This is a genomic window from Myroides sp. TSA_177.3 (genome assembly GCF_052691955.1).
In genome coordinates this window covers 67292-92479 of the sequence record NZ_JBQZGD010000012.1, presented here as the reverse complement: position 1 = coordinate 92479, position 25188 = coordinate 67292, and the positions used below count along the sequence as shown (strand labels likewise).

Here is a 25188-nt window from a genome sequence, read left to right as displayed (position 1 = left end):
TAATGTCAATACGATTTAAAAGATCCTATAAATTCGCTGTTAAGTCAGCTTTGTTAATAACAATCTGTTCGCTTGTTATTACGCTACCTTTTGTTTTTTTAGTGAAGGAAGGGCCTTGGCAACTTTTGGCCATTCACACCGTTTTGGTTTATTTCGCTTCCTTTTTTGTGATTCAATATCGCGTAGAGCACTTTATCTACCGTCGAATCAAAAAGATTTACGACAAAGTTTCGCTTTTAGAGCACACCGATCTTCGTGCAAGTGCAGTCACTACTGACATGAAAACGCTAACAGAGGAAATTGAAAAATTTGCAACGAATAAAAAGATTGAAATTGAGTCCTTACAAGTTCGTGAAGAATATCGACGAGAGTTTTTAGGGAATATCTCCCACGAGTTGAAAACACCTTTATTCATGATCCAAAGTTATTTGGAAACACTGAGTGATGGTGCAATTGACGATTTAGAAGTTCGCGATCGCTATTTAGAACGTGCAGAACAAGGGGTTGATCGCTTGATCTATATTGTGAAAGATTTGGATATGATTGCCAAATTAGAATCGGGCGATTTACATCTAAATATCGTTGAGTTTGATTTAATTGAAATGATTCAGAATGCATTTGATTTCTTAGAATACAAAGCAAAGAAGAAAAATATTTCACTGCTTTTCGATATGGGATATAAGAAGCCTATTTACGTTATAGGAGATAAAGAGCGCATTGGGCAAGTCATTACGAATCTGATTGAGAATTCAATTAAGTACGGTAAGGAAAAAGGTACGACGGAAGTGAGTATTGAAAACTTGGTGAAAAATAAATTAATTGTACGCGTTACAGATAATGGATTAGGAATTCGCAAGGAGCATATTCCGCGTTTATTTGAGCGTTTTTATCGCATTGATAAAAGTGGAGCACGAAGTGTGGGCGGCTCGGGATTGGGCTTGTCTATTGTAAAACACATCGTTGAAGCACATGATGAACATATCTATGTGGAGAGCAGCTATGGCTATGGGTCGGAGTTTTCTTTTACCTTAGAGAAAGCAGCTAAACACAAAACGCAAAATGCAACTTAATTTGCGTTCCCTATAAAAAGGTTTTACTTTCGTTATATTTATTTAATTTTGCGTCAAATTTAAACGAATAACCCTGTGGGAAGTAAAAACAAGTTAAAGCGATTTAGAGAAAACGAAACTTTCGGTAATGTTTTCCAACCATCAAGAGAAGAAATGATTGCTAAATTGCCACAAAAAGGCAAATGGGCATCGGAAGTATTTAAAAACAATAACCCTATTGTTTTAGAATTAGGCTGTGGAAAAGGAGAATATACCGTTGAATTAGCGCGTCGTTTTCCTAATATGAACTTTATTGGTATTGATATCAAAGGGGCTCGTTTCTGGAGAGGAGCTAAAACGGCTGTGGAAGAAGGACTAACGAATGTTGCTTTCTTGCGTACTCAGATTGAGTTGATTGAATTTGCTTTCGAAAAAGGAGAAGTAAGTGAAATCTGGATTACATTCCCAGATCCACAAATTAAATATAAACGTACCAAACACAGATTGACGAATACGGAATTTTTACAACGTTATAAAGGCATCTTAACAGATGATGGTGTTGTGAATTTGAAAACGGATAGTGAATTTATGCATGGTTATACGTTAGGTCTGTTACATGGAGAAGGACATGAAGTTATTTATGCCAATCACCATGTATACAAAAACGAGGGGGCTCCTTCAGTGGTAACTGAAATCCAAACGTTTTATGAATCCCAATATTTAGAACAAAATAAAGCCATTACCTATATTCAATTTAGAATTAAATAAAGGATGGATCATTACTTTATATTATTATTTTTTGGCTTTTTAGCAGCAGTGATAGGCGTTTCTCTTCCGGGGTTATTGAATATGACTGCTGTTAAAGTAGCACAAGAAAGAGGGAAAAAAGCGTCTATTTTATATATCGCAGGCGCTTTATCCATTATCTTTATTCAAACCTATGTTGCGATTTTCTTTGCTAAATTGATTGATTCCAGTCCTTTTATCACTGAAATTCTGCACGAAATAGGGTTGGTTATTTTCGGATCGTTGACGATTTACTTCTTAGGATTTGCAAAACGCAAAAAGAAGGAAGAAAATACAGCTGTCAAACGCCTAAAAAATCCATACATATACGGCGCTTTATTAGCGTTAATCAACGTATTTTCTATTCCATACTACGTTTTCTTGAGCGTCACTTTAGCTTCGTATGCTTATCCTATTTTTGAGTGGGCTTACACGGTTATTTTCTCCATAGGAGTTGTGATAGGTTCTGGCTTGATGTTTTATGCTTATATTTCTATTTTCAGGAAAGTGGCCAATGAAAATGCTTTCCTTATGCGAAATATAAACTATGTCATAGGATCTATTACGGGGATTATCTGCTTGATTACGCTATATAAATTACTGCGCTAATGGCGGATTCAACCAATTTTTTTGAACGCGTATATGATGTAGTTCGCGAGATTCCCATCGGAAAAGTGACTACGTACGGTGCGATTGCAAAAGCAATTGGTGCTCCTCGTTCTGCACGTATGGTGGGATATGCCATGAATGCCTCTCATTTTGACGATTCTGTACCTGCCCATCGCGTTGTAAATCGAGTGGGTATGCTAAGTGGTAAACATCACTTCGATGGTACCAATTTGATGCAACAGCTGTTAGAGAGTGAGGGAATTGTCGTACAAAATAACCAAGTAAAAGATTTTCAAGCACACTTGTGGATTCCTCCCGTTGAATTCTAACTTACGCGAGTGGAAAGTTGATGCTAAAATACGTCAAGTTATCTTTTCTATTGAAAGTTAAGTACCCATTGTGCATTTCTACAATATTCTTGGAGAGCGGTAAGCCAATACCTGCTCCGTCTTCACGCGTGGTGTAAAAAGGGATGAAAATCTTCGGTTTAATTTCTTCAGGTATCCCATTTCCGTTGTCTATAATATCAATCCATAAACGATTATTTCGCTCATACAGATGAAGGGAAACGGCTCTGTTTTCCTGTTGTTTTACTGCATAAATGGCATTGGTTAATAAATTGATGAATACTTGTTCCATTTGTTTGCTATCCCAATACTGAGAGGCTTGTGTGTCAATCGTTGTGCTCACTGTAATCTGATGTTGTTGACAAATCGGCTTGAGTATAGCTAAGCTATGCATCAAAACCTCTGCACTATTTACCCAAGCTTTGGTAGGACTTGGTAGCATGGTCAGTTTGCGGTAGTTGTCAATGAAATGACGCAGGTGATCTGTCCTATTGGCAATCGTTTGTACACTGAGTTTTAGATCGTCCATATCATCTGCCGTTAAGGACTCTTCTTCCTCTAAAATTTCTAAAGTATTGTGCGCTAAGGAATGAATAGGCGTTAGGGAATTCATGATTTCATGCGAAATGACTTTCATTAAGTTCTCCCAAGTATCTTTTTCTTTTTTATCTAATACTTTTTGAATCGAATCCAATAAAACAATGTAAAACTCTTGGTTTTGACTTATTGTAGTAGAGGTTTGCAACATAAATGTCTGCTTTTCTTCTCCTTCTATGCGCATATCAAGCGATGTCTTAGATTCTTTGAATTCCAGATGCTCTAAATATTGCGTCAAGTTGGGAAGTAAGCGCGATAAATTCTGCCAGGATTTTACTTTGGGTATATCAAATAACTTCGAAAAATAGTCGTTAATTAAGAAGATATTCCACCCTTCTTCTTTGCGTTCAAAAATAACGATACCCGTTTCTAAGTTATTTAGAATGTTGAGATAAACTAATTCTTTTACCTCGTGTTGTTCCTGTTCCTGTTGGAGCTTTTGGTACAACTGTTGTAGGTTCTGAAAGGTTTCATTGGCTTGTTTTTTATTTGATTTTAAGGAGAAATCATTGTAAATCATCGCCAAGACCAAACGGTCAATGATGCTGTAGTACTTGCGTTGAAACGTATAGAGTTCAATCAGACAAGCAACAATGCTAATAAGCGCAATAAAGAACGTATAGCGATAGTGTTGTTGGAATAACCACACAGCAAGTAAAGACAAACCAATAATGGCTAAGATGCGCATGAAAACCTTCAAGTGAAACGACATACTACAGCTGTTTTTTAGTTCTTAATATTATATTTTTCAAGTCGACGGTACAAAGCAGCACGTGATAATCCCAATTCATCTGCTGCTTGACTGATATTGCCTTGGCATTTCTCTAGCGTGCGGATGATGGTTGTTCGCTCAATATCTTGTAAGGTATTATCATCTGTTAGAACCTCTTTGATGGTTGCGGCAGAAATACCAAAATCTCCGATGTTTAATTCTGTTGCTTCCGTTAAAATTAAGGCGCGTTCTACGCGGTTTTGCATTTCTCTAATATTCCCCTTCCATTCGTAGTTGCACAGCGATTCTAGCGTGTGAGGGTGGATGTTCGGAACTGCAATTTGATATTTGTTGGCGTATTGTTGGATAAAGAAATCCAACAAAGCAGGAATGTCTTCTTTGCGCTCTCTAAGAGAAGGCAATTGGAGAACAACCGTATTGATTCGATAGTATAAATCTTCTCGAAATGCCTTTTGTGCTACTTCTTTTTCGATTTCTGCGTTTGTTGCTGTGATGATGCGTACATCCACAGGACGCGGTTGAGATTCTCCCAATCGAATCACGGATTTCGCCTGGATTACTTGCAAGAGTTTCGCTTGTAAATGCAGCGGTACATTGCCGATTTCATCTAAGAAAATAGTTCCTCCATGGGCTGCTTCAAAACGACCTGCCGTATCTTGTTTCGCATCAGTAAAGGCACCTTTAGCATAACCAAATAGCTCACTTTCAAAGAGGTTCTCATTGAGTGACCCTAAGTCAACGTGAATAAACGGTTGATTTTTGCGGGGAGAATTGTTGTGGATATATTCTGCTAAAACATATTTACCTGTTCCATTTTCTCCTAGTATCAGCGTGTTGACCTCCGTTTGAGCCACACGTTGCGCCATGCGATACGTCTTTTGAATGGCCGGTGATTGTCCTTCAAAATAATCAGGCTGCGTTGTTGTGGGAGCTTCTTGTTCTTTTCTGCGTCTTTGTTGGACGGCTTTTTTAACCAGGTCAATCAAATGCTCATTGTCCCATGGTTTTAAAATGTAGTCAATAGCTCCTAATTTAATTCCTTCCACAGCTGTTTCCACATGACCATAAGACGTCATGAGAATAATCTGCGCTTGCGGATAATTCGCTTTAATCTCTTTAAACCAAAAAATACCTTCTTTACCATCTTCAAAGCCCACGCGATAATTCATATCCAAAATAATAACATCCACAGGAGTATCTTGCAAAATATCAAAGATCTTTTTGGGGTTATTATTCGTCAAAACCGTTTCGAAATGACGTTTTAAAAGTAGTTTAGCAGCAATTAAAACCTCTGTATTGTCGTCTAAAACCAGAATGGTGGCAGTTGTTTTTCTCATGGTTGTACGTGATCTTGTTTAATATCGAACATTTTGGTGTTCATTATCGGACACTCTTAAAATAATTGAATGTGTATACTGTTGATTTATAGTTGTTTGTAATTAATTCATTTCATGGCACGCTTTTGTTACTATACTCGTAAAAGAAACGCTATGGACAGAGTTTTACCTCGTAAAAATAGAAAAAAACAAAGGATATTACTAATTGTTGGAGGAGTGATCCTGCTTGCAGTTGCGTCTTTTTTTACATTTTTTCAAGATATTGCACTGAATGTTTCTAAGAAAGAAATCCGAATTTCGGCTGTAAAAGAAGGTGTTTTTGAAGAGTATATTTCCTTTCAGGGGAAGGTTGAACCTTTACAGTCGTTGTTGATTAATATTGCTGAAGGAGGCGCTGTGAGTGAAATATTTGTAGAAAATGGCGCTGTCATTCAAAAAGGAGATCCCTTGGTGTTATTACACAACCCCAGTTCTGAATTGGCTTATATGTCACAAGAATCATCTTTAATTGAGCAAATGAATAATTTGAATGTCAATTTGATGAATATTCGCAACCAAGAAATTGGGTTAATGAAGGATTTGATCAGCATTGAGTACGAATATAAAAATGCAGAGCTACAATATACTTTAAATAAGAAATTATTTGATCAAGAGATTTTATCTTTGAATGAATGGAATCAGACGGTTGAAAGTTTTTCATATCAGAAAAAAAGAAAAGCCTTGATGGAACAGAGTGTTGAAAAAGAAAAGCAATCCAACCAAGTGCAAGTAAGACAAATCAATCAATCGCTTGCGGTTATTCAGCGTAGTTTAGAGAAATTGAAAGAGAATAAACAGAATTTCTTATTGCGAGCGCCAATTGCTGGAAGATTATCTTCTTTTGAGCCTATGCTTGGTAAAACGTACAATGGAGGAGAAAGCATCGGAAAAATAGACGTGTTGGAAGGCTATAAATTGGTAGCCAATGTAGATGAATTTTATTTGGATCGCATTGTACTTGGGCAAAAAGGGCAAGTGGAGAGTAAAGGGCAACTCATCCAGGTTGAGGTGAGTAAAATTTTACCTGAGATTATCAATGGACGATTTGAAGTACAATTGAATTTTATCAATCAAGACAACCTAAAACTACAAGAGGGAAATAGCATGGGAATCAAGTTGTTTTTATCTGGAAAAGAACAGCGTTTATTGTTGGCAAAAGGAAGTTTTATGACAGATACTAAAGGAGAATGGGTATATGTTGTAAAAGAGGGAAAAGCAGAAAGAAGACAAGTAGAAATTGGGCGTGAAAATCCAGCATATTATGAAGTAATTTCGGGTTTGTCTATAGGCGAACAGGTGATTATATCTAGTTATAAAGATTATTTAAGAGTGAATTATTTACAGTTAAAAGAGTAACTATGGTTATAGCAATTCAACAATTGTCTCGTATTTTCCAAACGGAAGAGGTAGAGACAACCGCTTTGAATGAGGTTTCATTAGAAGTGAAAAAAGGAGAATTTATTTCAGTAATGGGACCTTCGGGATGTGGTAAATCGACCCTATTGAATATTATAGGGCTATTGGATGATGCTACATCAGGAAGCTATCGCTTATTGGATAAAGAGATGGTGGGATTAACAGAAAATCAACGCGCAGTTATTCGCAAAGCCAATATTGGATTTATTTTTCAAAACTTCAATTTAATTGACGAGTTATCGGTGTATGACAATATTGAATTGCCTTTGATTTACAATAAAGTTCCCAGTAGTGAGCGCAAAAAACGCGTGATGGAAATCGCAGAGCGCTTGAATATTGTACACCGTTTAAAACACTATCCGCAACAACTTTCTGGTGGACAGCAACAACGCGTAGCCGTTGGACGAGCACTGATTAACAATCCCAAGATCATTTTGGCTGATGAGCCAACGGGAAATTTGGATAGTAAGAATGGAGCAGAGGTAATGGAATTGTTGACCGAATTACATCAACAAGGAGCAACCATTATCATGGTAACGCACTCTCATCACGATGCCTCTTATTCAGAGCGCACAATCTTGATGAAGGATGGTATGATTTTATCAGAAAAAATCAATACCAAGATTGTAGATGTTTTTACAGTTTAAAACAACAAGATTATGATACGTTTTTTCTTGAGTTTAGTCTTAATGCTGTTCAGTTTACTGATGCAGGGACAAGCGAAACAAACGCATACCATTACGGGAAATGTAAGCAAATTAGTGGCCACGATGCCAATAGAAATTTTAATCGATGCTACTTCAGAATCGAATACTGTTCGCCTAGAAGGGGTACAGGAAGATATTGAGAAAATAGGAATAAAACAGGTGGGTAGTGTGCTTTATGTGGACATGAGTACCAAAAACAATAAGAATAAAGTTTTTTACAATAGCAGAGTAAAGGTGTTTATTGCTCAGCCCAAGATTGTTGATTATGATGTGAGTACTACTGCACGTGTCCAAGTAAAGGGACGTGTTCAAGGAAATCAAGTAACTATTAAATCCGATGCAGCGGCTTCGTTAAAAGGAGATTTTACCGCGAATACAGTAACAATTAGCTTGGATTCAGCGTCTAAATATGAAGGTGATATTACGGCAAAAAACATCAAGGTTAATTTAGATAGTGCCGCCCATGTTACTGTGACAGGAGATACCGAAAATCTAGTCATTAATGTGGATAGTGCCGCAAAGTTTGATGGCAAGAGCCTCAAGGCGAAGTTTGTAAAGGTAGAAGCTGATTCCATGGGAAAAGCCGAGGTTTATCCGATAGAGAGTTTAAATGCCTATGCGGATTCCATGGGAAGGGTTGTATATTATAATACGCCCAAAGAATTGAAAAAATACACGGATTCTATGGGATCAGTGAAATCGAATTAGTGCGTTAGTATGCTGTACAGTTGGTTCAATACATTTAGAAAAAATATCCAAAAATCATTGTTGTTCTTTTGCTGGACAATTCTTGGTTTAGCCATTGGTATGGCTTGTCTATTGCTGGCTTTATTCTTCGTGCAAGATGAGTGGAGTTACAATAAATGGATCGAAGATGTAGATCAATTGCACGAAGTAAATGTTACGGTTGGAAAAGAAGCAAACGCAATTGTTGTTCCTGCTGCTGTTGGACCTCAGTTGCTTCAACAAGAGCAAATTGAAAATTACTGTTACTATGCATTAGACTATATTGATTTCTATGCAGAAAGCAACTTTCATCAGGCTGTGGTTGGAAAGATCTTGAATACGCAATCGACCTTTTTTGATTTTTTTAATTTCAAATTCGTGTATGGAAGTGCAGCAGAGGTAGTAGAAAACCCGACCTATATTGCGATTTCCGAAAAGATTGCGCAACAGTTTTTTCCGCATCAGAACCCAATAGGTCAAACGCTATCCCTTGCACATAGTCCTTATCAGGTAGCAGGTGTCTATCAGCTAGACCAAAAAGCAACCATTATGCCTGATATTGTCCTGATGAACATGGAGTGGAATGATGAGGTCGAACCCGCTTTATGGCAAGAAAATGGAGGAGGATTATTAGTTAAAGTAAAGGAGACAACGGATATCCAGAATATTGAATCCAATTTGGTGTCTTTGATTGAAAATAATCAGGACCAAGTGTTCGATACACAAGAGCAGGTTGGACAATACAATGTTTTCTTATCTCCCTTAAAGGAAGGGCGTTTTATTTCTAAACAAACGGCTTTACTAGAAGGGCGCACAAAAGTGGAGACACTAATGCTGTTGATTGGTTGTTCTGTTTTAATCTTTTTATTAGCGATACTGAATTATATAAACCTGAACCAAGCCGGAATATTGTCGCGCTTAAAAGAATTTCAGGTGCGTATGATGTTGGGGAGTACAAAGAGACAATTGCTGTTGCAAATCGGTTTTGAAACGTTGTTAAACGTGCTGATGGCTTTGGGAATTGCCCTAATACTGATTGAATTCAGCATGCCCATTTACAATACGTTCCTACACAAAGCAATTGCCATTAAACATCAGGTGCTTTGGAGTGGCATCGTTTTCGTTATTTGTATTGTCGTGCTATTGGCTGGCGGTATTCTTTCCCTTTATGCTACTCGACTTGTTCGTCAGTTGTATCAAGTGAAGGCATACAGAAAGCGCAGCAAAGGCTTGCGATTGCGAAAAGGAAGCTTATTTATTCAAATGATGATTGCTTTTTTCTTTGTTGTGGGAGGATGGATCATAGCGAAACAGGTTCATTTTATGGAAGAGAAACCCCGAGGTTTTGAAGGAGATCACGTGGTACAAGTGAAACTATTTACGCAGCAAATCCGCCGTAAGTTATACCGCAATGATAAGTTGATCCAAGAAATACAACGAATTGAAGGAATCAAAAATGTAGCCTTGTCAACCGTTGCGTATGAAGATAAATCCATAAAAACCAAATACACCGCCTATTATGGGATGCGAAAAATTCCTGATTTCGTAATGGAAGGAATTGACGAGGAGTATATTGATATGGTGGGGTTTGAAAAAGTAGCCTATCGCCCTATTGAGGTCGATAGCTTGCCCAAAGTATGGATTAATGAACAGTTTGTTGCTCAAATGGGCGTAACAGCAGATGAGGCCTTAGGTAATGTGATTTCGTATGATCGAAATACCTATCTAATTGAAGGGGTGATTAAAAATTATTTTAGCAATGGATTTGAGGAAGCAGTGCAACCGCTGTTGTTGTTTCAATGGAAGGATATCGACTTCTTGCCCTATGGTTTGAATTACTTATCCATTGCATTGGATGAAAAGGCCAATAAAATAGAAACGCTGGAGCGTTTACATGCTTATTGGATTGTCAATATTGATTATGAATATCCTTTCCAATATCAAACCATTTCAGAACAGTTTAAAATCAATTATCAACATGTAGAATCTCAAAAACGCATGTTCATGATTTGGGATATCGCAGTTGTTTTTATGGCTTTGTTTGGACTGTACGCTAGTTTGTCACTGTATTTAGAGCAGAAACAAAAAGAAATTATTATTCGAAAAATGGTAGGAGCTCGTACGCATGAACTGTTCTTTCTATTGGGGAAACCGTTCCTTGTTGCTGTTGTAGTAGCGTGTTTGGTCGCAGCGTATCCTGTCTATTGGATTATGAATACTTGGTTGCATAAGTTTACCTATAAGTATGAAATAGAAGGTTATCCCTTTGTTTTTTCTTTCTTCTTCTTGGTTGGACTTGTTTGTTTCATCATTTGGAGAAAAGTGCGAATCGCCACAAGAGTTGATTTTATTAAGCATATAAAATACGAATAGGTATGTTACAAAATTGGCTGAAAATATATTGGGCCCATCTCATCAAAAATAAAGTGTATAGTGTGCTCACAATCTTGGGGCTTGCTATCGGTATATGGGGTGTTCTATTGTCCTATTTGTACTATAAAGAAGAGGTGCGATATGATCAGTGGAATCCATATAAGGATGAGGTTTATATTGTCAGTACAGATTTGGGGGATGGCGATGTTTGGAATTTGGCTCCCTATCCGATGGGGCCTCATCTTAAAGAAGAAAAACAGAGCATAGAAGACTACATGTACCTGTCTAATTATGTGTCTCATTTTCTAGAATTTGAAGGAGAACAACATTTTTTTACAAAGGGACTTGTCGTTCAATCTAATTTTTTTGATTTCTTTCCTTTCGAATTAGTGGAAGGGGTAAATGCACTAGATGAACCAAATAGCGTTTTGGTTTTAGATACGTATATCGAAGAAATCTTTGGATCGAATGCCCTAGGAAAGACGTTTCGTTATGATGGTGAGGTTTTTACCATCAAAGGAATTTACTCGTTTGGTGAAACACGCAGTTCGATTATGCCTACTATACTTTTCTCGGGATTTGAGAAAAGTGTACTAGCGAATCAAATGAACTGGGGCAATTATATGGCCAGCTTATATTTGAAAATAAAAGATAAAGAGCAGATCCCTCGTGTGGAGCAGTCCATGACGGATTTATTATTTGTTCATCTTTATACGCGGTTAGCCAAAGAAGAAGGTAAAACAGTAGAAGAATATTTAGAAGAGGAAGGAGATACAGTTGAATTATACCGTTTATTGCCATTAGCAGGGCAACATATGATGGAAGATACAAAGTATAATGGGACCCTTGAAACTCCACTAAATGTAAAACGCTTGTATATTTTATTTGGTTTGTCATTGACCATTTTGATTTTGTCTGTGGTCAATTATATTAACCTATCCATTGTTCAAAGTTTGAAAAGACATCGAGAAATGGGTATCCGTATTGTTATTGGAAGTAAATATACCACGTTGTTTTGGCAGCTGTTTTTTGAGAGTTGTTTGACTCTGGGATTAGCCATGGGACTGAGTTGTGTATTGGTTGAGTTTTCAATTCCATCACTTCGAGTTTTTCTATCTTCTCAATTGAATTTTAATTGGTGGGATGGAGCCAAGGTAGGAGGATTTTTTATGGTAATCATGAGTGCTTTTCTCGCTGGAATCTTGTTGGTTATTTTGCAAAGAAGAACCATCACCCAATTAGTAAAAGGGCAAGGAAGACACGGAAACCAAAAATTTGGACTCAAGCATATGATGCTGATTATTCAATTTGCTATTGCTAGCTTCTTTATTGTTAGTACTACGATTGTATATCAACAAGTGCACTATATGCTGGAAAAAGATTTAGGTTTTACAAAAGAGCAAATCTTAATCTTGCCATTTTCGACCATAAAAACAGAAAAAGAACGGAAACTTCTCTATGATACGTATAAAGCAGAAATTTTAAAAGTATCAGGGGTGCAGTCGGTGAGTAGTTCATCGCTAGCAATCGGTGGTTATGGTTATAATTCAAGTCGAATTTTCCATCAGGGAAATGCGGTACAAGTAACCAATGTGGCGATGGACAATGATTTTTTGCAGACGATGCAAATTAAAATTGTCGAGGGGAGAGGGCTTGAAAAGGAATTAGCATCGGATACCATTAGTAATGTATTAATTAATCAACAATTGAAGGATAAGTTTGGAGATCCGGATATTCTAAATAAAACACTGAATTGGAATGATCGTTGGTTTACAGTAATTGGTGTTGTGAATAATTATCATACGGTTAATTTAAAAACAGATTTTGAACCTATGATTTTCTTTCGTTTAGAAGTAATTCCTGGATTGTTTCAAAACGTGAATGAGTTATATGTGCGATTTACCACACCAAATGGAGAGCAGATCATTGATGAGGTGGAAAAGATATATGCAAAACTGGGTGTATCAACCTATCCTTTTACCTATGAATTTTTAGATCAACGGTTTGAACGACTTTTTAAAACTAGTATACAGGAGCGAAATATCCTATTGGTATTAAGTGGCATTGTCATCTTTATTGCGCTATTTGGACTTTATAGTGTGGCTTCTTTTACAATTGCCAACCAATACAAAGAAATTGCCATTCGCAAAGTCTTAGGGGCATCCAATAAAGAACAAATGAAACAATTATCACAGCGCTATATCGTGTTAGGCGTAATCGGATTTGCCCTCTCTATTTACCCGAGTTACTACTTTATGAATGCTTGGTTGAATGAGTACGTCTTCCGTATTGAGATTCATTGGAGCAATTTCGTTCTAGCCTTTCTATTCCTAATGCTGCTGACCTTCTTGACGGTATTTATTAAAGTTCGTCAAGCAGTCCGTGTCAATGTATTGCAACACATTAAATATGAATAAAATAAACTAAAAAGTAAAAAATATGAAAAAATTAGCCTTAGTCTTCCTATTAATCGGAAGTACCGTATTTGCACAAAAGCAAGAAAAAAGACAAGTAGCAGATTTTTCTGCCATTAAAGTATCACAAAGTATTCAATTGGATTTCACCTATGGAGGTAGTAAATCCGTTGAGGTACATGTAGAGGATAAAGAAGATATGCAGTATGTGAAAACAGAAGTGAAAAATGGTGTTTTACATGTATTTATTGACACACCTAAGGGATTGTTTAATCACCGATTAAGCGCTGTTCAAGTACAAGTGAGTAACCCAAAACTATCAGGAGCGTATGTTTCTTCTTCAGCTAGCATGAATGTAGTAAATAAAGTGTTGACGAAAGATTTTTCTCTAACAGCGAGTAGCTCTGGGAAATTTAAAGGAAACTTAGTACAAGCAGATAATTTAAGCATTGAGGCTAGTTCATCAGCGAAAGTAGAAGGGAAATTTGAAGTGGCAAATAATACAGCAATTGATGTGAGTTCCTCAGCGAAAGTGGATTTGGATTTAAAAGGAAATAAAGTGGATATGGCTGCTAGTAGTTCCGCTAAAATTGAATTAGATGGATCAGCAAAAGCAGTGGTAGCCAAAGTATCAAGCTCAGGGAAGATTGATGGAAAAGACTTGGCTGTAAAAACACTAGATGGTAAAGCGAGTTCATCTGGTATGATCTCTTTAACCGTAGCAGATGAAGTGAGAGGAAAGGCAAGTTCTTCTGGAAAAATAACGGTTTATGGAACAGCGTCTTTAGTTGAGGTGAAAAAATCATCAGGAGGAAAAATTGAAAAAATAAACTAATACAAATAACAATATGATTTCGAATTGGTTAAAGCTATATCTATGGCATTTTAAAAAAAATGTTTGGTTTTCAATGCTCAATATACTAGGGCTGGCATTAGGTATTGCCGCACTAATTATAGTACTGTTCTATTGGAAAAATGAACATAGCTTTGACCAATGGAATCCCTATAAAAATAGAGTTTATGAAGTAGAAGGAACTGCAGAATCCTATTTCAGAAGTTGGTTTCCTGCGCCTATTGCTGGCCAAATGGATCAAGCGCCTTCCCTTATTGACTCGTATAACTTTGGTTATACTTCTTCCAATATGATGAGTGCAGTAGTGGAAGGTAAAGCTGATTTTTTATATGAAATTCACGAGCGACAAGCAAATTTCTTCGAGTTTTTTCCTTTTACAACTGTGTTTGGAAGTCCCGAAGATTACAAACAAAATTACAAAGACGCATTAGCTTTAGAAAAGAAACAAGCAGAGCGTTTGTTTGGTGTAGGTATTGATCCTACAGGAAAGCTCGTACAACTAGACAATGGAAAAGTACTAACGGTTCGATTTGTATTCGAAATACCGGGGAATAGTTCTATTGTATTTAAAGGGCTAACTTCTTATGTGACAGAATATCAGATTGCAAATGGTCAAGATAATTGGGGAGACCATAATTACACGCTGCTTATTAAACTTAAAGAGGGGGTTGTCCTCGAGGAAGTAAAAGGACAATTAGATGAGGTATTTTACAAGGAGATTTTACGCCTATATGCCAAAGAAGAAGGTGTGCCTTTTGAAGAATTAAAAGAAAAGATGCAAGCCTATTTAGCCTTTAATTACAATGTATTGAGTGAGGTTTACTTAAACCCAAAATCAACGGGATTAGGAGCAGGCCCCACGGCCAACAAAATCGTGAATATTATGTTGGTTTCTGCCATTTTGCTCTTGGTGTTAGCCTTGATTAATGCAATCAACCTTGCATTAGTTCAAAGCTTTAAACGCGCCAAAGAAATTGGTGTTCGAAAATCCATCGGAAGTACACGCAATCAGTTGATGAGGCAAATGATGTTTGAAGCGGGAATTACAACTGTACTCTCTTTTGCAGTAGCGCTGGTTCTTGTTGAATTAGGAATGCCTTATTTTAATAGGCTAGTTAATCGAACGCTTGAAGCTGATTTTCTATCCTTAGGGACACTTATTGGCGTACTTGTGCTTGGGGTATACTTGCTCTTAGGCGTTTTACCCAGCCTCTTTGTGGTTTCTTTCGATGCAATTAAAGTGTTGAAAGGCAACTTTGTGCGAAGTAAATCAGGTATGCGTTTGCGCAATAGCCTATTGGTTTTTCAATTTGTGATTGCGTTTTTCTTTTTGTCTACAGCCATTTTTGTCCAAAAACAAGTCAACCATATCTTACAGGAAGATTTAGGATTCAATGGGGATCAAGTGGTCAACATTCGCTTTAAGGTCAAAGATGAAAACCAACGAAATAGCATCTATCAACGCGTAGAAGCGGATTTACAAAAAATAGAAGGAGTCAAAGCAACCGTAAATCATTCCATGTTAATGGGGATGGGCTATGGAAGTAGTTCAAACAATATGATAGGTGAAGTTTCTGCCCAAAGTAAAAACGTACCTGTAGGCTATGATTTTCTAAAAGTATTCAACGGCCAATTGGTAGAAGGACGATTTTTCGATCGCGCTTTTGCATCGGATAGCATCAATAAAATTGTCGTGAACGAAACGTATAAAAGACATTTTAATTTTTCTGATGGAATTATAGGAAAAAAGATGAGGTGGAATGGACGCGATTTTGAAGTAATAGGTGTTGTAAAAGACATGAAAATTGAAGGATTTGCGCAGGCAATTCCACCAGTAACTTATTTCATGCCCAGTTCAGTAGAATGGTTTACGGTACTTATGGAAACGATTTCCATTAAAATTGATCCAAGTAACGTGCAACAGACACTAAATCGATTAGAATCTTTTTGGAGTAAACGGGTAGAGTCTACCTATCCCATGCAATATGAGTTTGCAAATGCTGAATTTGCAGAAAGCTATCAGAAAACCCTGTACCAGCGAACCTTATTTTTATGTTTGATGGGAGTATCGATGTTTATCGCGCTATTTGGGTTGATGGCTATTGTTTCTTTTAGTATTGAAAGTCGATTAAAAGAAATTGCTATTCGCAAAGTACTTGGAGCAAATAGAAGGGAGCTTATTGTGAATTTATCCATTCGTTTCTTGGTGTATTGTATGTTGGGATTTGTTCTTTCCATATACCCTGTTTACTACTTAATTCAGCTGTGGTTAGCGGATTTTGTTTACCGTATTGAACTCTCTATTTGGCCTTTTTTACTTGCTTTTGTGGGGTTAACCCTATTTTCTATGATTTTAGTGCTATGGAAATCCACCCAAGCAACACGTATTAATACTTTGAAGTATATCAACTATGAATAAGAACTTCTATTTGATGATAGGGCTGCTTTTCGCACCTCTTCTTTTTGCACAAGAAAAATGGACCCTACAGGATTGCTTAGCCCTAGGACAAGAGCATAGTTATGAGTTAATGCTTGCTCAATTAGAACGACAAGTGGTGGAGGTACAGCAACAAAGTATTGCATCATACTATTTGCCGGATGTTGGGGTAAATGCTTCTCAAAGTTTTAATTATGGATCTGCCATTAATCCAATGACAAATACGAGAGTGAGCTCAAATATTCAATCGTTGCAAACTTCCGTTGATGCTTCTATTCGCTTATTCGACTGGTCTGATTACATGGATCGACAGATGAAAAAACTGAACACATCCTATGCGGGGTTACAAGAAGAGGAAATCAAGTTTCACTATCAACAACGTATCTTGGATTTGTTTTTTAAGATTATTGGAACACAAGAATACTATAAGTTACAAACACAGCAATTGAAAAACAGTCAATTGAATTTTGATCGTGTGGTAAAGGAAGTCGAAGCGGGCGCCAAACCACAAAGTGACCAATATGATATTGAATACCTATACAATAAGGAGCAAATCAGCATGCAAGAGACCTTGGACGAATTGGCTAATCAAAAACTGCAATTGGTTCAACTCTTGGACTTACAAACAAAGCTAACTGTCGATTTTGAGTTAGTGTTTGAAAAGGAATTTGTTGGATGGAATTCGGATTATGAATTCAATCCTGTTTTAGAAAAAGTACGGTTGTATCAAACCCTTTTAGAGACAGAAAAAAAGAGCTTACGAGCTAAAAATTACCCTCGATTAACGGGGAGTTATCAATTTGGAACGTTCTATTCCAAACCCTTTAATACCAGTTTAGATTGGCAAGTGGAATCGTTCTCTAGGCAGTTTGGAGATAATAAAAGTCACTATGTTGGAATAGGCATGAGCATTCCTATTTTTCAGGGAGGAAATGTGACCAGACAACTGCGCAAAAACAAAGCAGAAAGAGAGCTGAATGCATTGAAAATAAAGGATAAAGAGCAGTGGGTTCAGAAGGAAAATGAGTTGTTGATTCAAGAAATAAATCAAGTTGAAAATCGCACGGAAAGCTTGCAAAATAGTATCCAATTGGCTCAAAAATCCTTTCAGACCACGCAGGTAAAATACGAGAATGGCAAGGCAGATATCTTCTCTTTTAATGCTGCCAAAAATCAATTGCTAGGTGCGGAATTTGCTCTTGTTCAGAACGAAATAAAACAAGTGTTTTTAGTTAAAAAAAGAGCGCTAAATTATGCGAATCACCTCTAATATCAAGTAGGCGAGGGGTTTGTATTTAGAATATATTAACATCTAAATTTCAAATATAACTGCTATATTTGCGTAAGTCAAGATTTATAGTAAAATATTGAAAACTAATCGCATATAATGAAATTAGATAGAAAAGATATTCTGAAGGCATTAGAGAGCATCACTATTGCTGGAGAAGGAAAAAATATGGTTGAAAGTGGGGCAGTTAGCAACGTAATGACCTTTGGAGATGAGGTAGTTGTTGATTTAGTATTATCAACCCCTGCTTTACACATCAAGAAAAGAGCAGAAGTAGATGTGATGAAAGTGATACACGAACAAGTGTATGAAAAAGCAAAAGTAAAAGTAAATATAAAAGTTGAAACTCCTGAAAAACCAGAAATTAAAGGAAAAGCAATTCCAGGTATTAAAAATATCGTTGCGATTTCTTCTGGAAAAGGTGGAGTTGGAAAATCTACCGTTACAGCTAATATCGCTGCAAGTTTAGCTAATATGGGCTTTAGCGTTGGAGTTTTAGATGCGGATATCTATGGACCTTCAATGCCTATTATGTTTGACGTAGAAAATGCAAAACCAATCTCTGTTGAGGTAGATGGACGTTCAAAAATGAAACCGATCACTTCTTACGGTGTAGAGCTTTTATCGATTGGATTCTTTACCAAAGCAGATCAAGCGATCATTTGGAGAGGACCGATGGCTGCCAAAGCATTAAATCAGATGATTTTTGATGCAGATTGGGGCGAATTAGACTTCTTATTATTGGATTTACCTCCAGGAACAGGTGATATTCACTTGTCTATCATGCAATCTTTACCGGTAACAGGTGCCGTTGTAGTATCTACTCCTCAAGCAGTTGCTCTTGCAGATGCGAAAAAAGGAGTATCGATGTTCAACTCAGAAAGCATCAATGTGCCTGTATTGGGGATTGTTGAAAATATGGCGTACTTCACACCTGAAGAATTGCCAAATAACAAGTACTATATTTTTGGAGAAAATGGAGCAAAGAACTTGGCTGCAGACTTACAAGTGCCGTTCTTAGGAGAAGTTCCTATTGTTCAAAGTATCAGAGAAGCAGGTGACTTCGGTCGTCCAGCGGCTTTACAAAAAGAAACAATCGTTGCGAAAGTGTTCGAAGAAATCAGCAGAAATGTTGTAGAACAAGTTGTAATGCGCAATGATTCCTTGCCACCAACAGAGGCAATTAAAATCACAACTATGGCTGGATGTTCAGCAGTAGGAAAAAAATAAAACCATTTCATAGATTAAATATATGGCATCAGAAACTATCAGAGAAAACGTTATGAAGGCGTTAGACGAGATTCGCCCGTTTTTGCAAACCGATGGAGGAGATATTACATTAATTGATATAGTTGATGACAAACACGTGAAAGTTCGCTTAGAAGGTGCTTGTACAGCTTGCAGTGTGAATCAAATGACATTGAGTGCAGGGGTTGAAACTACAATTAAAAAATATGCACCAGAAATCGAGACGGTAGTTAATGTTGGATAAAAATAACAAGTCAACTATCTGCTAAAGCATTTGATGTCTTTGTAGAGGGTTGACTTTTATCATTTTTAATAAACATTACAAAGGGTACCTTTGTATTAAAGAACTACATCATGATTGAAACCGATATAATTATTATTGGAGCTGGACCAACAGGTCTATTTGCTGTTTTTGAAGCAGGCTTATTAAAGTTAAAATGTCATATCATTGACGGATTGCCTCAACCAGGAGGTCAGTTAACTGAGCTTTATCCTAAAAAACCTATTTTTGATATCCCTGGATATCCTACCGTAGGAGCAGCAGAATTAATCGATAATTTAATGGAGCAAATCAAGCAATTTCAACCGGGATTCACCCTAAATGAAGTTGCTGAATCAATTGAAAAACAAGAAGACGGTACGTTTATCGTTACTACAAATAAAGGGACGAAACACCACGGAAAAGCAGTGGCTATTGCTGGAGGTTTAGGTTCATTTGAACCGCGTAAACCAGAACTAGAAAACTTGGCGTATTATGAAGATAAAGGCGTGGAGTATTTCGTGAAAAAACCAGAAATGTTTGCTGGTAAGCACATCGTAATCGCAGGTGGAGGTGACTCTGCACTAGATTGGAGTATTTACTTAGCTGATGTGGCAGAGAAAGTTTATTTAGTACATAGACGTAACGAATTCAGAGGGGCTTTAGATTCTGTAGAGAAAGTACAAGCACTGAAAGATCAAGGGAAAATTCATTTAATCACTCCAGCAGAAATCGTTGAACTTAAAGGAACAACGAGATTGGATGCTGTAGTTGTGGAATGTGATGGAGAACGTCACGATGTTCCATGTGATTATTTTATTCCTTTGTTTGGGTTAACACCTAAATTAGGTCCAATCGCAGATTGGGGATTAGAGATTGAGAAAAATGCGATTAAAGTAAATAACGCATTAGATTATCAAACGAATATTCCTGGAATTTATGCAATTGGAGATATTAATACCTACCCAGGGAAGTTGAAGTTGATTTTATGTGGATTCCACGAAGCAACTTTAATGTGTCAAAGCGTATATAATATGCTGAATCCTGGTAAGAAATACGTGTTGAAATATACTACTGTTTCAGGTATTAATGGATTTGATGGTACACGCAAGGAAGCGGAGAAAGCGGTTGTTAAATCAATTGAATAATCATGTCAGCAGATATTAAAATTACAATTATTGATAGAGAAGGTGTAGAACACGTAGTGGATGCACCAACGGATATGAGTATGAATATCATGGAGGTTGTTCGTGCCTACGAATTAGCACCAGAAGGTACTATTGGTATTTGTGGTGGAATGGCTATGTGCGCTTCTTGTCAGTGTTATGTACACAACGCTGATGATGTGGAGTTACCAGAAATGAATCCGGATGAAGAGGCGATGCTTTGGGAGGCCTTAAATGTCAAAGATAACAGCCGTTTAGGTTGTCAAATTGGTATTGCTCCAGAGCTTGAGGGGTTGATTGTAGAATTAGCTCCAGCAGAATAATCCAAAGAAAGCGTTGAATACGCTATGAATCCATAAAAAAAGCGACGTGTAAACGTCGCTTTTTTGCTTTTTATTCTTCTGTTACTGTATCGCTTTTCTTTCTTTTAGCCAATTTAATGATGATTGGTAAAGTAGTAGCTAACACTAAGAACAATACGATATATTCGATGTAATCTTTTAAGTTGATTCCGTAGCTTTCTAATAGCCAAACTTGTAGGTAGTGTCCTGCAAAGATCAACGTTGTTGCCCATAAAAATGAACTGATTACGTTATAAATCATGAAGCGTTTAATATCCATGCGAACAATTCCAGCAATGATAGGAGCGAAGGTTCTTACAACGGGTAAAAAACGAGCAAAGATAATCGCTCTTCCACCATGTCTTTCAAAGAATACTTTTGATTCGTATAAGTATTTTTTCTTGTATATGAAGTTGTCTTTTACGTTGTAGAGGTAATTCCCGCTCTTGGCGCCAAACCAATAGCCAAAGGTATTACCGAGAATCCCCGCGACGGCAACCAAGGTTGATAGTAGGGCTACATTTAAGAAGTCGCTTTCGATTTGAAATAATTCTTGCATTAAAGCAGTACTGTATATACCTGCCAAAAATAGTAAACTATCCCCTGGTAGAAAGAAACCAGCAAATAAACCTGTTTCAGCAAATACAATAAAAAGTACAACGTAGATTCCAATAGAATGCCCCGCAATCTCTAAATTGATGTAGAACTCAGGATTGATTAATTGTGAGATGTGAAATTCGTCCATAGTTTGTTTTTATTCTGTCTTATCGTGTTTTTTAATTCTCAGTCAATGTTGGTGTTGGGTTATTATCGTTGTTTTCAAATTTATCAATAGAAGCTGTAGATAGCGCATTTCCTAATACGTTAGTCATGCTTCTTCCCATATCACAGAAGTGGTCAATCGGTAAAATAAAGGCAATTCCTTCGGGTGGAATATTAAACATAGCACACGTGGCTACAATAACGATTAAAGAGGCACGTGGTACTCCTGCAACTCCTTTACTTGTTACCATTAAGACCAATAACATTAATATTTGATCACCGAGAGTCATTGGCACATCGTAAATCTGTGCAATAAAGATACTGGCGAAGGTGAGGTACATCATACTTCCGTCTAGGTTAAATGAATAACCAAGAGGTAAAGTAAACGATACAATTTTTGGCGAACAACCAAATTTATTCAACTGTTCTACCAGCTTAGGGAATACCGCCTCACTACTAGTTGTAGAGAAGGCAATTAATAAGGGCTCTTTAATTGTCTTTAAAAGGCGCCAAACTTCTTTTCCGAGGATTAGATACCCAACAAGGATTAAAACTGCCCACAGGACGATTAAACCACTCACAAAGGCCAATAAATATTTAGCGTAGGTATAGAAGATGCTTAAACCATAAAGAGCAACAGCGCTTGCAATAGCACCTAAAACCCCTAATGGAGCCGTCCACATGATGTAAGTCACCATTTTTAGTACAATTTCTGCAATGCGATCAAATAATTTAATCACCACTTTCCCTTTCTTTCCGATACTCGCCAAAGCGATTCCGAAAAAGACAGCAAAAACTACAATTTGAAGGATCTCATTATGGGCAAAAGCGTCAAAAATACTCTTAGGAATTAAGTGCTCAATGAAGGATTGAAGACTTAATGCGTTTGTTCTGGTCAATAAATCGTTCGCAGAAGAGGTATTGTCTAAGTTGAAATTCGCATTCGCTCCAGGCTTAAACCAATTGACAAGGATTAATCCAATTCCCAAAGAAACCAAGGAAGCTGTAATAAACCATCCCATTGCTTTCGCTCCCACTCGACCTACCATTTTCATATCGCCCATCTTCGCAATTCCTACAACAAGTGTACAGAAAACCAAAGGAGCAATAATCATTTGAACCAATCGAATAAAGATGGTCCCTAGTAATTTAATGTTTTGCGAAAAACCGGCAACGTATTCAGGAAGTGAGTAATGAATGATACTCCCGAAAATAACACCTAAAACTAAGGCGATGATGATAGCAATAAAAAGTTTATTGTTTTTCATAGGTGAAAAAATTTGTCCGTGAAAATAGTTATTATTTTTATAATAATTCTATGTTTTAGATAAAAATAACACTTCAAATTGTATTCCAATCTAGCTGAATCTTGATGTTTTTTTTCGATTTGTTACATATTTGGTGGATAAACGAGGTGAATTTGCAGGTGAATTTGTGATTTTTTCTAGGTTTTGGATGAAGGGCTTCTGTTATTGTTTAACAGTTTGAGGAGGATAAGCTTCTGTTTTAATCAAAAGAAAACAGTAAATTTACCGCTCAATAAACCTACTGAATATGAAAAAAATAGTTTTATTCGCTTTGAGTTTAGCCTGTTTCAACGTGTTTGCTCAAGATGTAATGACAAAAGAACTCTTGTGGAAATTAGGAAGAGTTAGTCCTGTGGGAATCTCAAAGGACGGGAAGAATCTTATTTATAAGGTGACTCATGCTAATGTGGAAGAGAATAGTTTTGATTCTAAAACGTATCAGATTCCATTAACAGGAGGAAAACCTGTAGCAATTGAAAGCTATAAAGATCTAGTAAGCGATGCAACTATTTCGCCTGATGGAAAACACATTGTGTTTGATGAAGCTGTAAAAATCAACAATGTTTTAGGAAAAGACTTATATCCAACGATGCAAAAAGCAGATGCTTATGTATTTGATGGATTAGACTACAGACATTGGGATACTTGGAATGATGGAACACACAATCACGTGTTTTATGCAGCAAAGGATAATAAAGATAACAAAATTGATATCATGCAAGGGGAACCGTATGATGCTCCTCAAAAACCATTTGGTGGTGCAGAAGATTACGTATGGGCGCCTGATGGAAAATCAATTGTGTATGTTTCTAAAAAGAAATTTGGAACAGATTACGCGTTAAGCACGAATACAGATTTGTACCAATATGATTTAGAGACGAAACAAACAAAAAACTTGACAGCATCAAATGTTGGGTATGATACACATCCTACTTATTCGCCACAAGGTCATTTAACTTGGTTGCAAATGAAACGCGACGGATATGAAGCGGATAAGAATGATATCATCGTACGCATGGGTGATGTGGAGCAAAACCTAACAGCAAACTGGGATGGAACTGTAGATAGCTACCAATGGAGCAAAGACGGAAGCAAAGTGTATTTCGTAGCTGCAGTTGGCGGAACAGTTCAATTGTTTGAAGTAAACTTCCCAGGATTAAAACGCATCGCACCAGTAGTTAGACAATTGACAGATGGTAACTTTGACGTTACTGGAATCGTTGGACTTGACGGAGATAAAGTGGTGTTAACTCGTACAGATTTTAACCATGCAACAGAAATTTTTTCGTATGACTTAAAGAAAAAATCATGGAATCAAATTACGAAAGTAAACGACGAAATTTATTCGAAAATTGCGTTGAGTAAAAGTGAAAAACGCATCGTAAAAACGGTAGATGGAAAAGACATGGTAACGTGGGTTGTTTATCCGCCGAACTTTGATCCAAATAAAAAATACCCAACGTTATTATACGCACAAGGAGGACCGCAATCTGCTTTATCTCAATTTTATTCGTTCCGTTGGAACTTCCAATTGATGGCTGCTGAGGGCTATATCATCGTAGCGCCAAACCGCAGAGGTATGCCAGGACACGGTGTTGAGTGGAACGAAGCAATTAGTAAAGATTGGGGAGGAAAACCAATGCAAGATTACTTAGCAGCAATTGATGATGTTGCAAAAGAAAACTATGTAGACAAGGCTCGTTTAGGAGCAATCGGAGCAAGCTACGGAGGATATTCAGTATTCTATTTAGCTGGAATTCACGAAAATCGCTTTAAAACATTCATTTCTCACTGTGGAGTATTTGACTTAGTGAGTATGTATGGAACAACAGAAGAAGTATTCTTCCCTAATTTTGATACAGGTGGAGCATACTGGGAAAAAGACAATAAAGATGCACAAAATGCAATCCAAAACTTTAACCCAATTAACAATGTAGATAAGTGGAATACACCAATCTTAATCATTCAAGGAGGTAAAGATTACCGCGTGCCAATTGGACAAGGACAAGAGGCATTCCAAGCAGCGCAGTTAAGAGGAATCAAAAGTAGATTCTTGTACTTACCAGAGGAAAATCACTGGGTAGTACAACCGCAAAACGCACAAGTTTGGCAAGGTGAATTCTTCCGTTGGTTGAAAGAAACATTATAGGCTGATTCATTAGAATCACAGAAAAAAGAGAGTTGCTCAATCAGCAACTCTCTTTTTTTATGTGTATCTGGCACTTATGGCCAATGAAATAGAGGAGTAGTCCTCTTTTTTTGTGTCCTTTTTCTTGGGGATGCATCGGATTTACTGTTGGTCTCCTTCGACATTCCTTGGACATTCCTTGGAGTATACTTGGAAAAAGAGGGGTTTTGTCGAAGGAATGTCGAAGGAAAGTCCTCGGAATCTCC

The 25188-nt window shown here is 37.1% G+C and carries 21 protein-coding genes; 17 read left to right on the top strand and 4 right to left on the bottom strand.

The genetic code is table 11. From position 1 onward, the window contains the following. The first annotated feature begins 2 nt into the window (after nucleotides 1-2). The 4 genes from ACUTSE_RS12330 to ACUTSE_RS12315 all read left to right on the top strand — a co-directional run bounded on the left by ACUTSE_RS12330 (nucleotide 3) and on the right by ACUTSE_RS12315 (nucleotide 2773). Nucleotides 3-1070 (top strand): sensor histidine kinase, encoded by a 1068-nt coding sequence (locus ACUTSE_RS12330; RefSeq protein WP_445640432.1) that lies wholly within the window; start codon nucleotides 3-5, stop codon nucleotides 1068-1070. 75 nt (nucleotides 1071-1145) lie between these two features. Next, a complete protein-coding gene (trmB, locus tag ACUTSE_RS12325; protein WP_445640431.1) occupies nucleotides 1146-1817 on the top strand; it encodes a tRNA (guanosine(46)-N7)-methyltransferase TrmB in 672 nt (223 codons plus the stop codon). Nucleotides 1818-1820: 3 nt separating this feature from the next. Continuing rightward, nucleotides 1821-2444 (top strand): LysE family transporter, encoded by a 624-nt coding sequence (locus tag ACUTSE_RS12320; RefSeq protein WP_002987939.1) that lies wholly within the window; start codon nucleotides 1821-1823, stop codon nucleotides 2442-2444. Then, a complete protein-coding gene (locus ACUTSE_RS12315; protein WP_445640430.1) occupies nucleotides 2444-2773 on the top strand; it encodes an MGMT family protein in 330 nt (109 codons plus the stop codon). The genes ACUTSE_RS12320 and ACUTSE_RS12315 overlap by 1 nt, the downstream gene beginning before the upstream one ends. 1 nt (nucleotide 2774) lies before the next feature. Here the strand turns inward: ACUTSE_RS12315 and ACUTSE_RS12310 are convergent, their stop codons facing one another. Both ACUTSE_RS12310 and ACUTSE_RS12305 read right to left on the bottom strand, forming a co-directional pair. After that, nucleotides 2775-4100 carry a sensor histidine kinase gene (locus ACUTSE_RS12310; protein ID WP_445640429.1) on the bottom strand — a complete coding sequence of 442 codons (1326 nt, stop codon included), beginning with the start codon at nucleotides 4098-4100 and terminating at the stop codon, nucleotides 2775-2777. Nucleotides 4101-4114: 14 nt separating this feature from the next. Continuing rightward, nucleotides 4115-5458 carry a sigma-54-dependent transcriptional regulator gene (locus ACUTSE_RS12305; RefSeq protein ID WP_445640428.1) on the bottom strand — a complete coding sequence of 448 codons (1344 nt, stop codon included), beginning with the start codon at nucleotides 5456-5458 and terminating at the stop codon, nucleotides 4115-4117. A gap of 153 nt (nucleotides 5459-5611) precedes the next feature. Between ACUTSE_RS12305 and ACUTSE_RS12300 the strand changes: the two genes are divergently transcribed. The 12 genes from ACUTSE_RS12300 to ACUTSE_RS12245 all read left to right on the top strand — a co-directional run bounded on the left by ACUTSE_RS12300 (nucleotide 5612) and on the right by ACUTSE_RS12245 (nucleotide 20707). Further along, entirely contained in the window at nucleotides 5612-6853 is a 1242-nt protein-coding gene (locus tag ACUTSE_RS12300; protein WP_445640427.1) for an efflux RND transporter periplasmic adaptor subunit, read from the top strand. A gap of 2 nt (nucleotides 6854-6855) precedes the next feature. Beyond that, nucleotides 6856-7560 carry an ABC transporter ATP-binding protein gene (locus ACUTSE_RS12295; protein WP_115091889.1) on the top strand — a complete coding sequence of 235 codons (705 nt, stop codon included), beginning with the start codon at nucleotides 6856-6858 and terminating at the stop codon, nucleotides 7558-7560. A gap of 12 nt (nucleotides 7561-7572) precedes the next feature. After that, on the top strand, nucleotides 7573-8328 hold the full coding sequence (locus ACUTSE_RS12290; protein ID WP_002987928.1) for a GIN domain-containing protein: 756 nt from the start codon (nucleotides 7573-7575) through the stop codon (nucleotides 8326-8328). 9 nt (nucleotides 8329-8337) lie between these two features. Further along, nucleotides 8338-10719, top strand: a complete 2382-nt coding sequence (locus ACUTSE_RS12285; RefSeq protein WP_445640426.1) for an ABC transporter permease — start codon at nucleotides 8338-8340, stop codon at nucleotides 10717-10719. Between the two features lie 2 nt (nucleotides 10720-10721). Next, nucleotides 10722-13136 carry an ABC transporter permease gene (locus tag ACUTSE_RS12280; protein ID WP_445640425.1) on the top strand — a complete coding sequence of 805 codons (2415 nt, stop codon included), beginning with the start codon at nucleotides 10722-10724 and terminating at the stop codon, nucleotides 13134-13136. A gap of 22 nt (nucleotides 13137-13158) precedes the next feature. Further along, the gene (locus ACUTSE_RS12275; protein ID WP_445640424.1) at nucleotides 13159-13968 is read left to right on the top strand and encodes a GIN domain-containing protein; all 810 of its coding nucleotides are present in this window, start codon (nucleotides 13159-13161) and stop codon (nucleotides 13966-13968) included. Between the two features lie 73 nt (nucleotides 13969-14041). Beyond that, nucleotides 14042-16405: an ABC transporter permease gene (locus ACUTSE_RS12270; protein ID WP_445640423.1), complete on the top strand. Its 2364-nt coding sequence runs from the start codon at nucleotides 14042-14044 to the stop codon at nucleotides 16403-16405. Further along, on the top strand, nucleotides 16398-17693 hold the full coding sequence (locus ACUTSE_RS12265; RefSeq protein WP_445640422.1) for a TolC family protein: 1296 nt from the start codon (nucleotides 16398-16400) through the stop codon (nucleotides 17691-17693). Before ACUTSE_RS12270 ends, ACUTSE_RS12265 begins: the two co-directional genes overlap by 8 nt. 117 nt (nucleotides 17694-17810) lie before the next feature. Beyond that, on the top strand, nucleotides 17811-18941 hold the full coding sequence (locus ACUTSE_RS12260; protein ID WP_002987911.1) for an Mrp/NBP35 family ATP-binding protein: 1131 nt from the start codon (nucleotides 17811-17813) through the stop codon (nucleotides 18939-18941). Nucleotides 18942-18963: 22 nt separating this feature from the next. Further along, entirely contained in the window at nucleotides 18964-19203 is a 240-nt protein-coding gene (locus ACUTSE_RS12255) for a NifU family protein (RefSeq protein ID WP_002987908.1), read from the top strand. A gap of 110 nt (nucleotides 19204-19313) precedes the next feature. Then, nucleotides 19314-20366: an NAD(P)/FAD-dependent oxidoreductase gene (locus ACUTSE_RS12250; protein WP_060874826.1), complete on the top strand. Its 1053-nt coding sequence runs from the start codon at nucleotides 19314-19316 to the stop codon at nucleotides 20364-20366. A gap of 2 nt (nucleotides 20367-20368) precedes the next feature. Further along, complete coding sequence (locus tag ACUTSE_RS12245) at nucleotides 20369-20707, top strand: hypothetical protein (RefSeq protein ID WP_002987904.1); 339 nt, start codon at nucleotides 20369-20371, stop codon at nucleotides 20705-20707. Nucleotides 20708-20777: 70 nt separating this feature from the next. Here the strand turns inward: ACUTSE_RS12245 and ACUTSE_RS12240 are convergent, their stop codons facing one another. Together ACUTSE_RS12240 and ACUTSE_RS12235 are read right to left on the bottom strand one after the other, a co-directional pair. Further along, complete coding sequence (locus ACUTSE_RS12240; RefSeq protein WP_002987903.1) at nucleotides 20778-21470, bottom strand: DedA family protein; 693 nt, start codon at nucleotides 21468-21470, stop codon at nucleotides 20778-20780. 31 nt (nucleotides 21471-21501) lie between these two features. Further along, complete coding sequence (locus ACUTSE_RS12235) at nucleotides 21502-22755, bottom strand: dicarboxylate/amino acid:cation symporter (protein WP_445640421.1); 1254 nt, start codon at nucleotides 22753-22755, stop codon at nucleotides 21502-21504. A 286-nt stretch (nucleotides 22756-23041) separates the two neighbouring features. Here ACUTSE_RS12235 and ACUTSE_RS12230 point away from each other — a divergent pair, with 286 nt between their 5' ends. Continuing rightward, on the top strand, nucleotides 23042-24943 hold the full coding sequence (locus tag ACUTSE_RS12230; protein ID WP_445640420.1) for an alpha/beta fold hydrolase: 1902 nt from the start codon (nucleotides 23042-23044) through the stop codon (nucleotides 24941-24943). The last annotated feature ends 245 nt before the right edge of the window (nucleotides 24944-25188 follow it).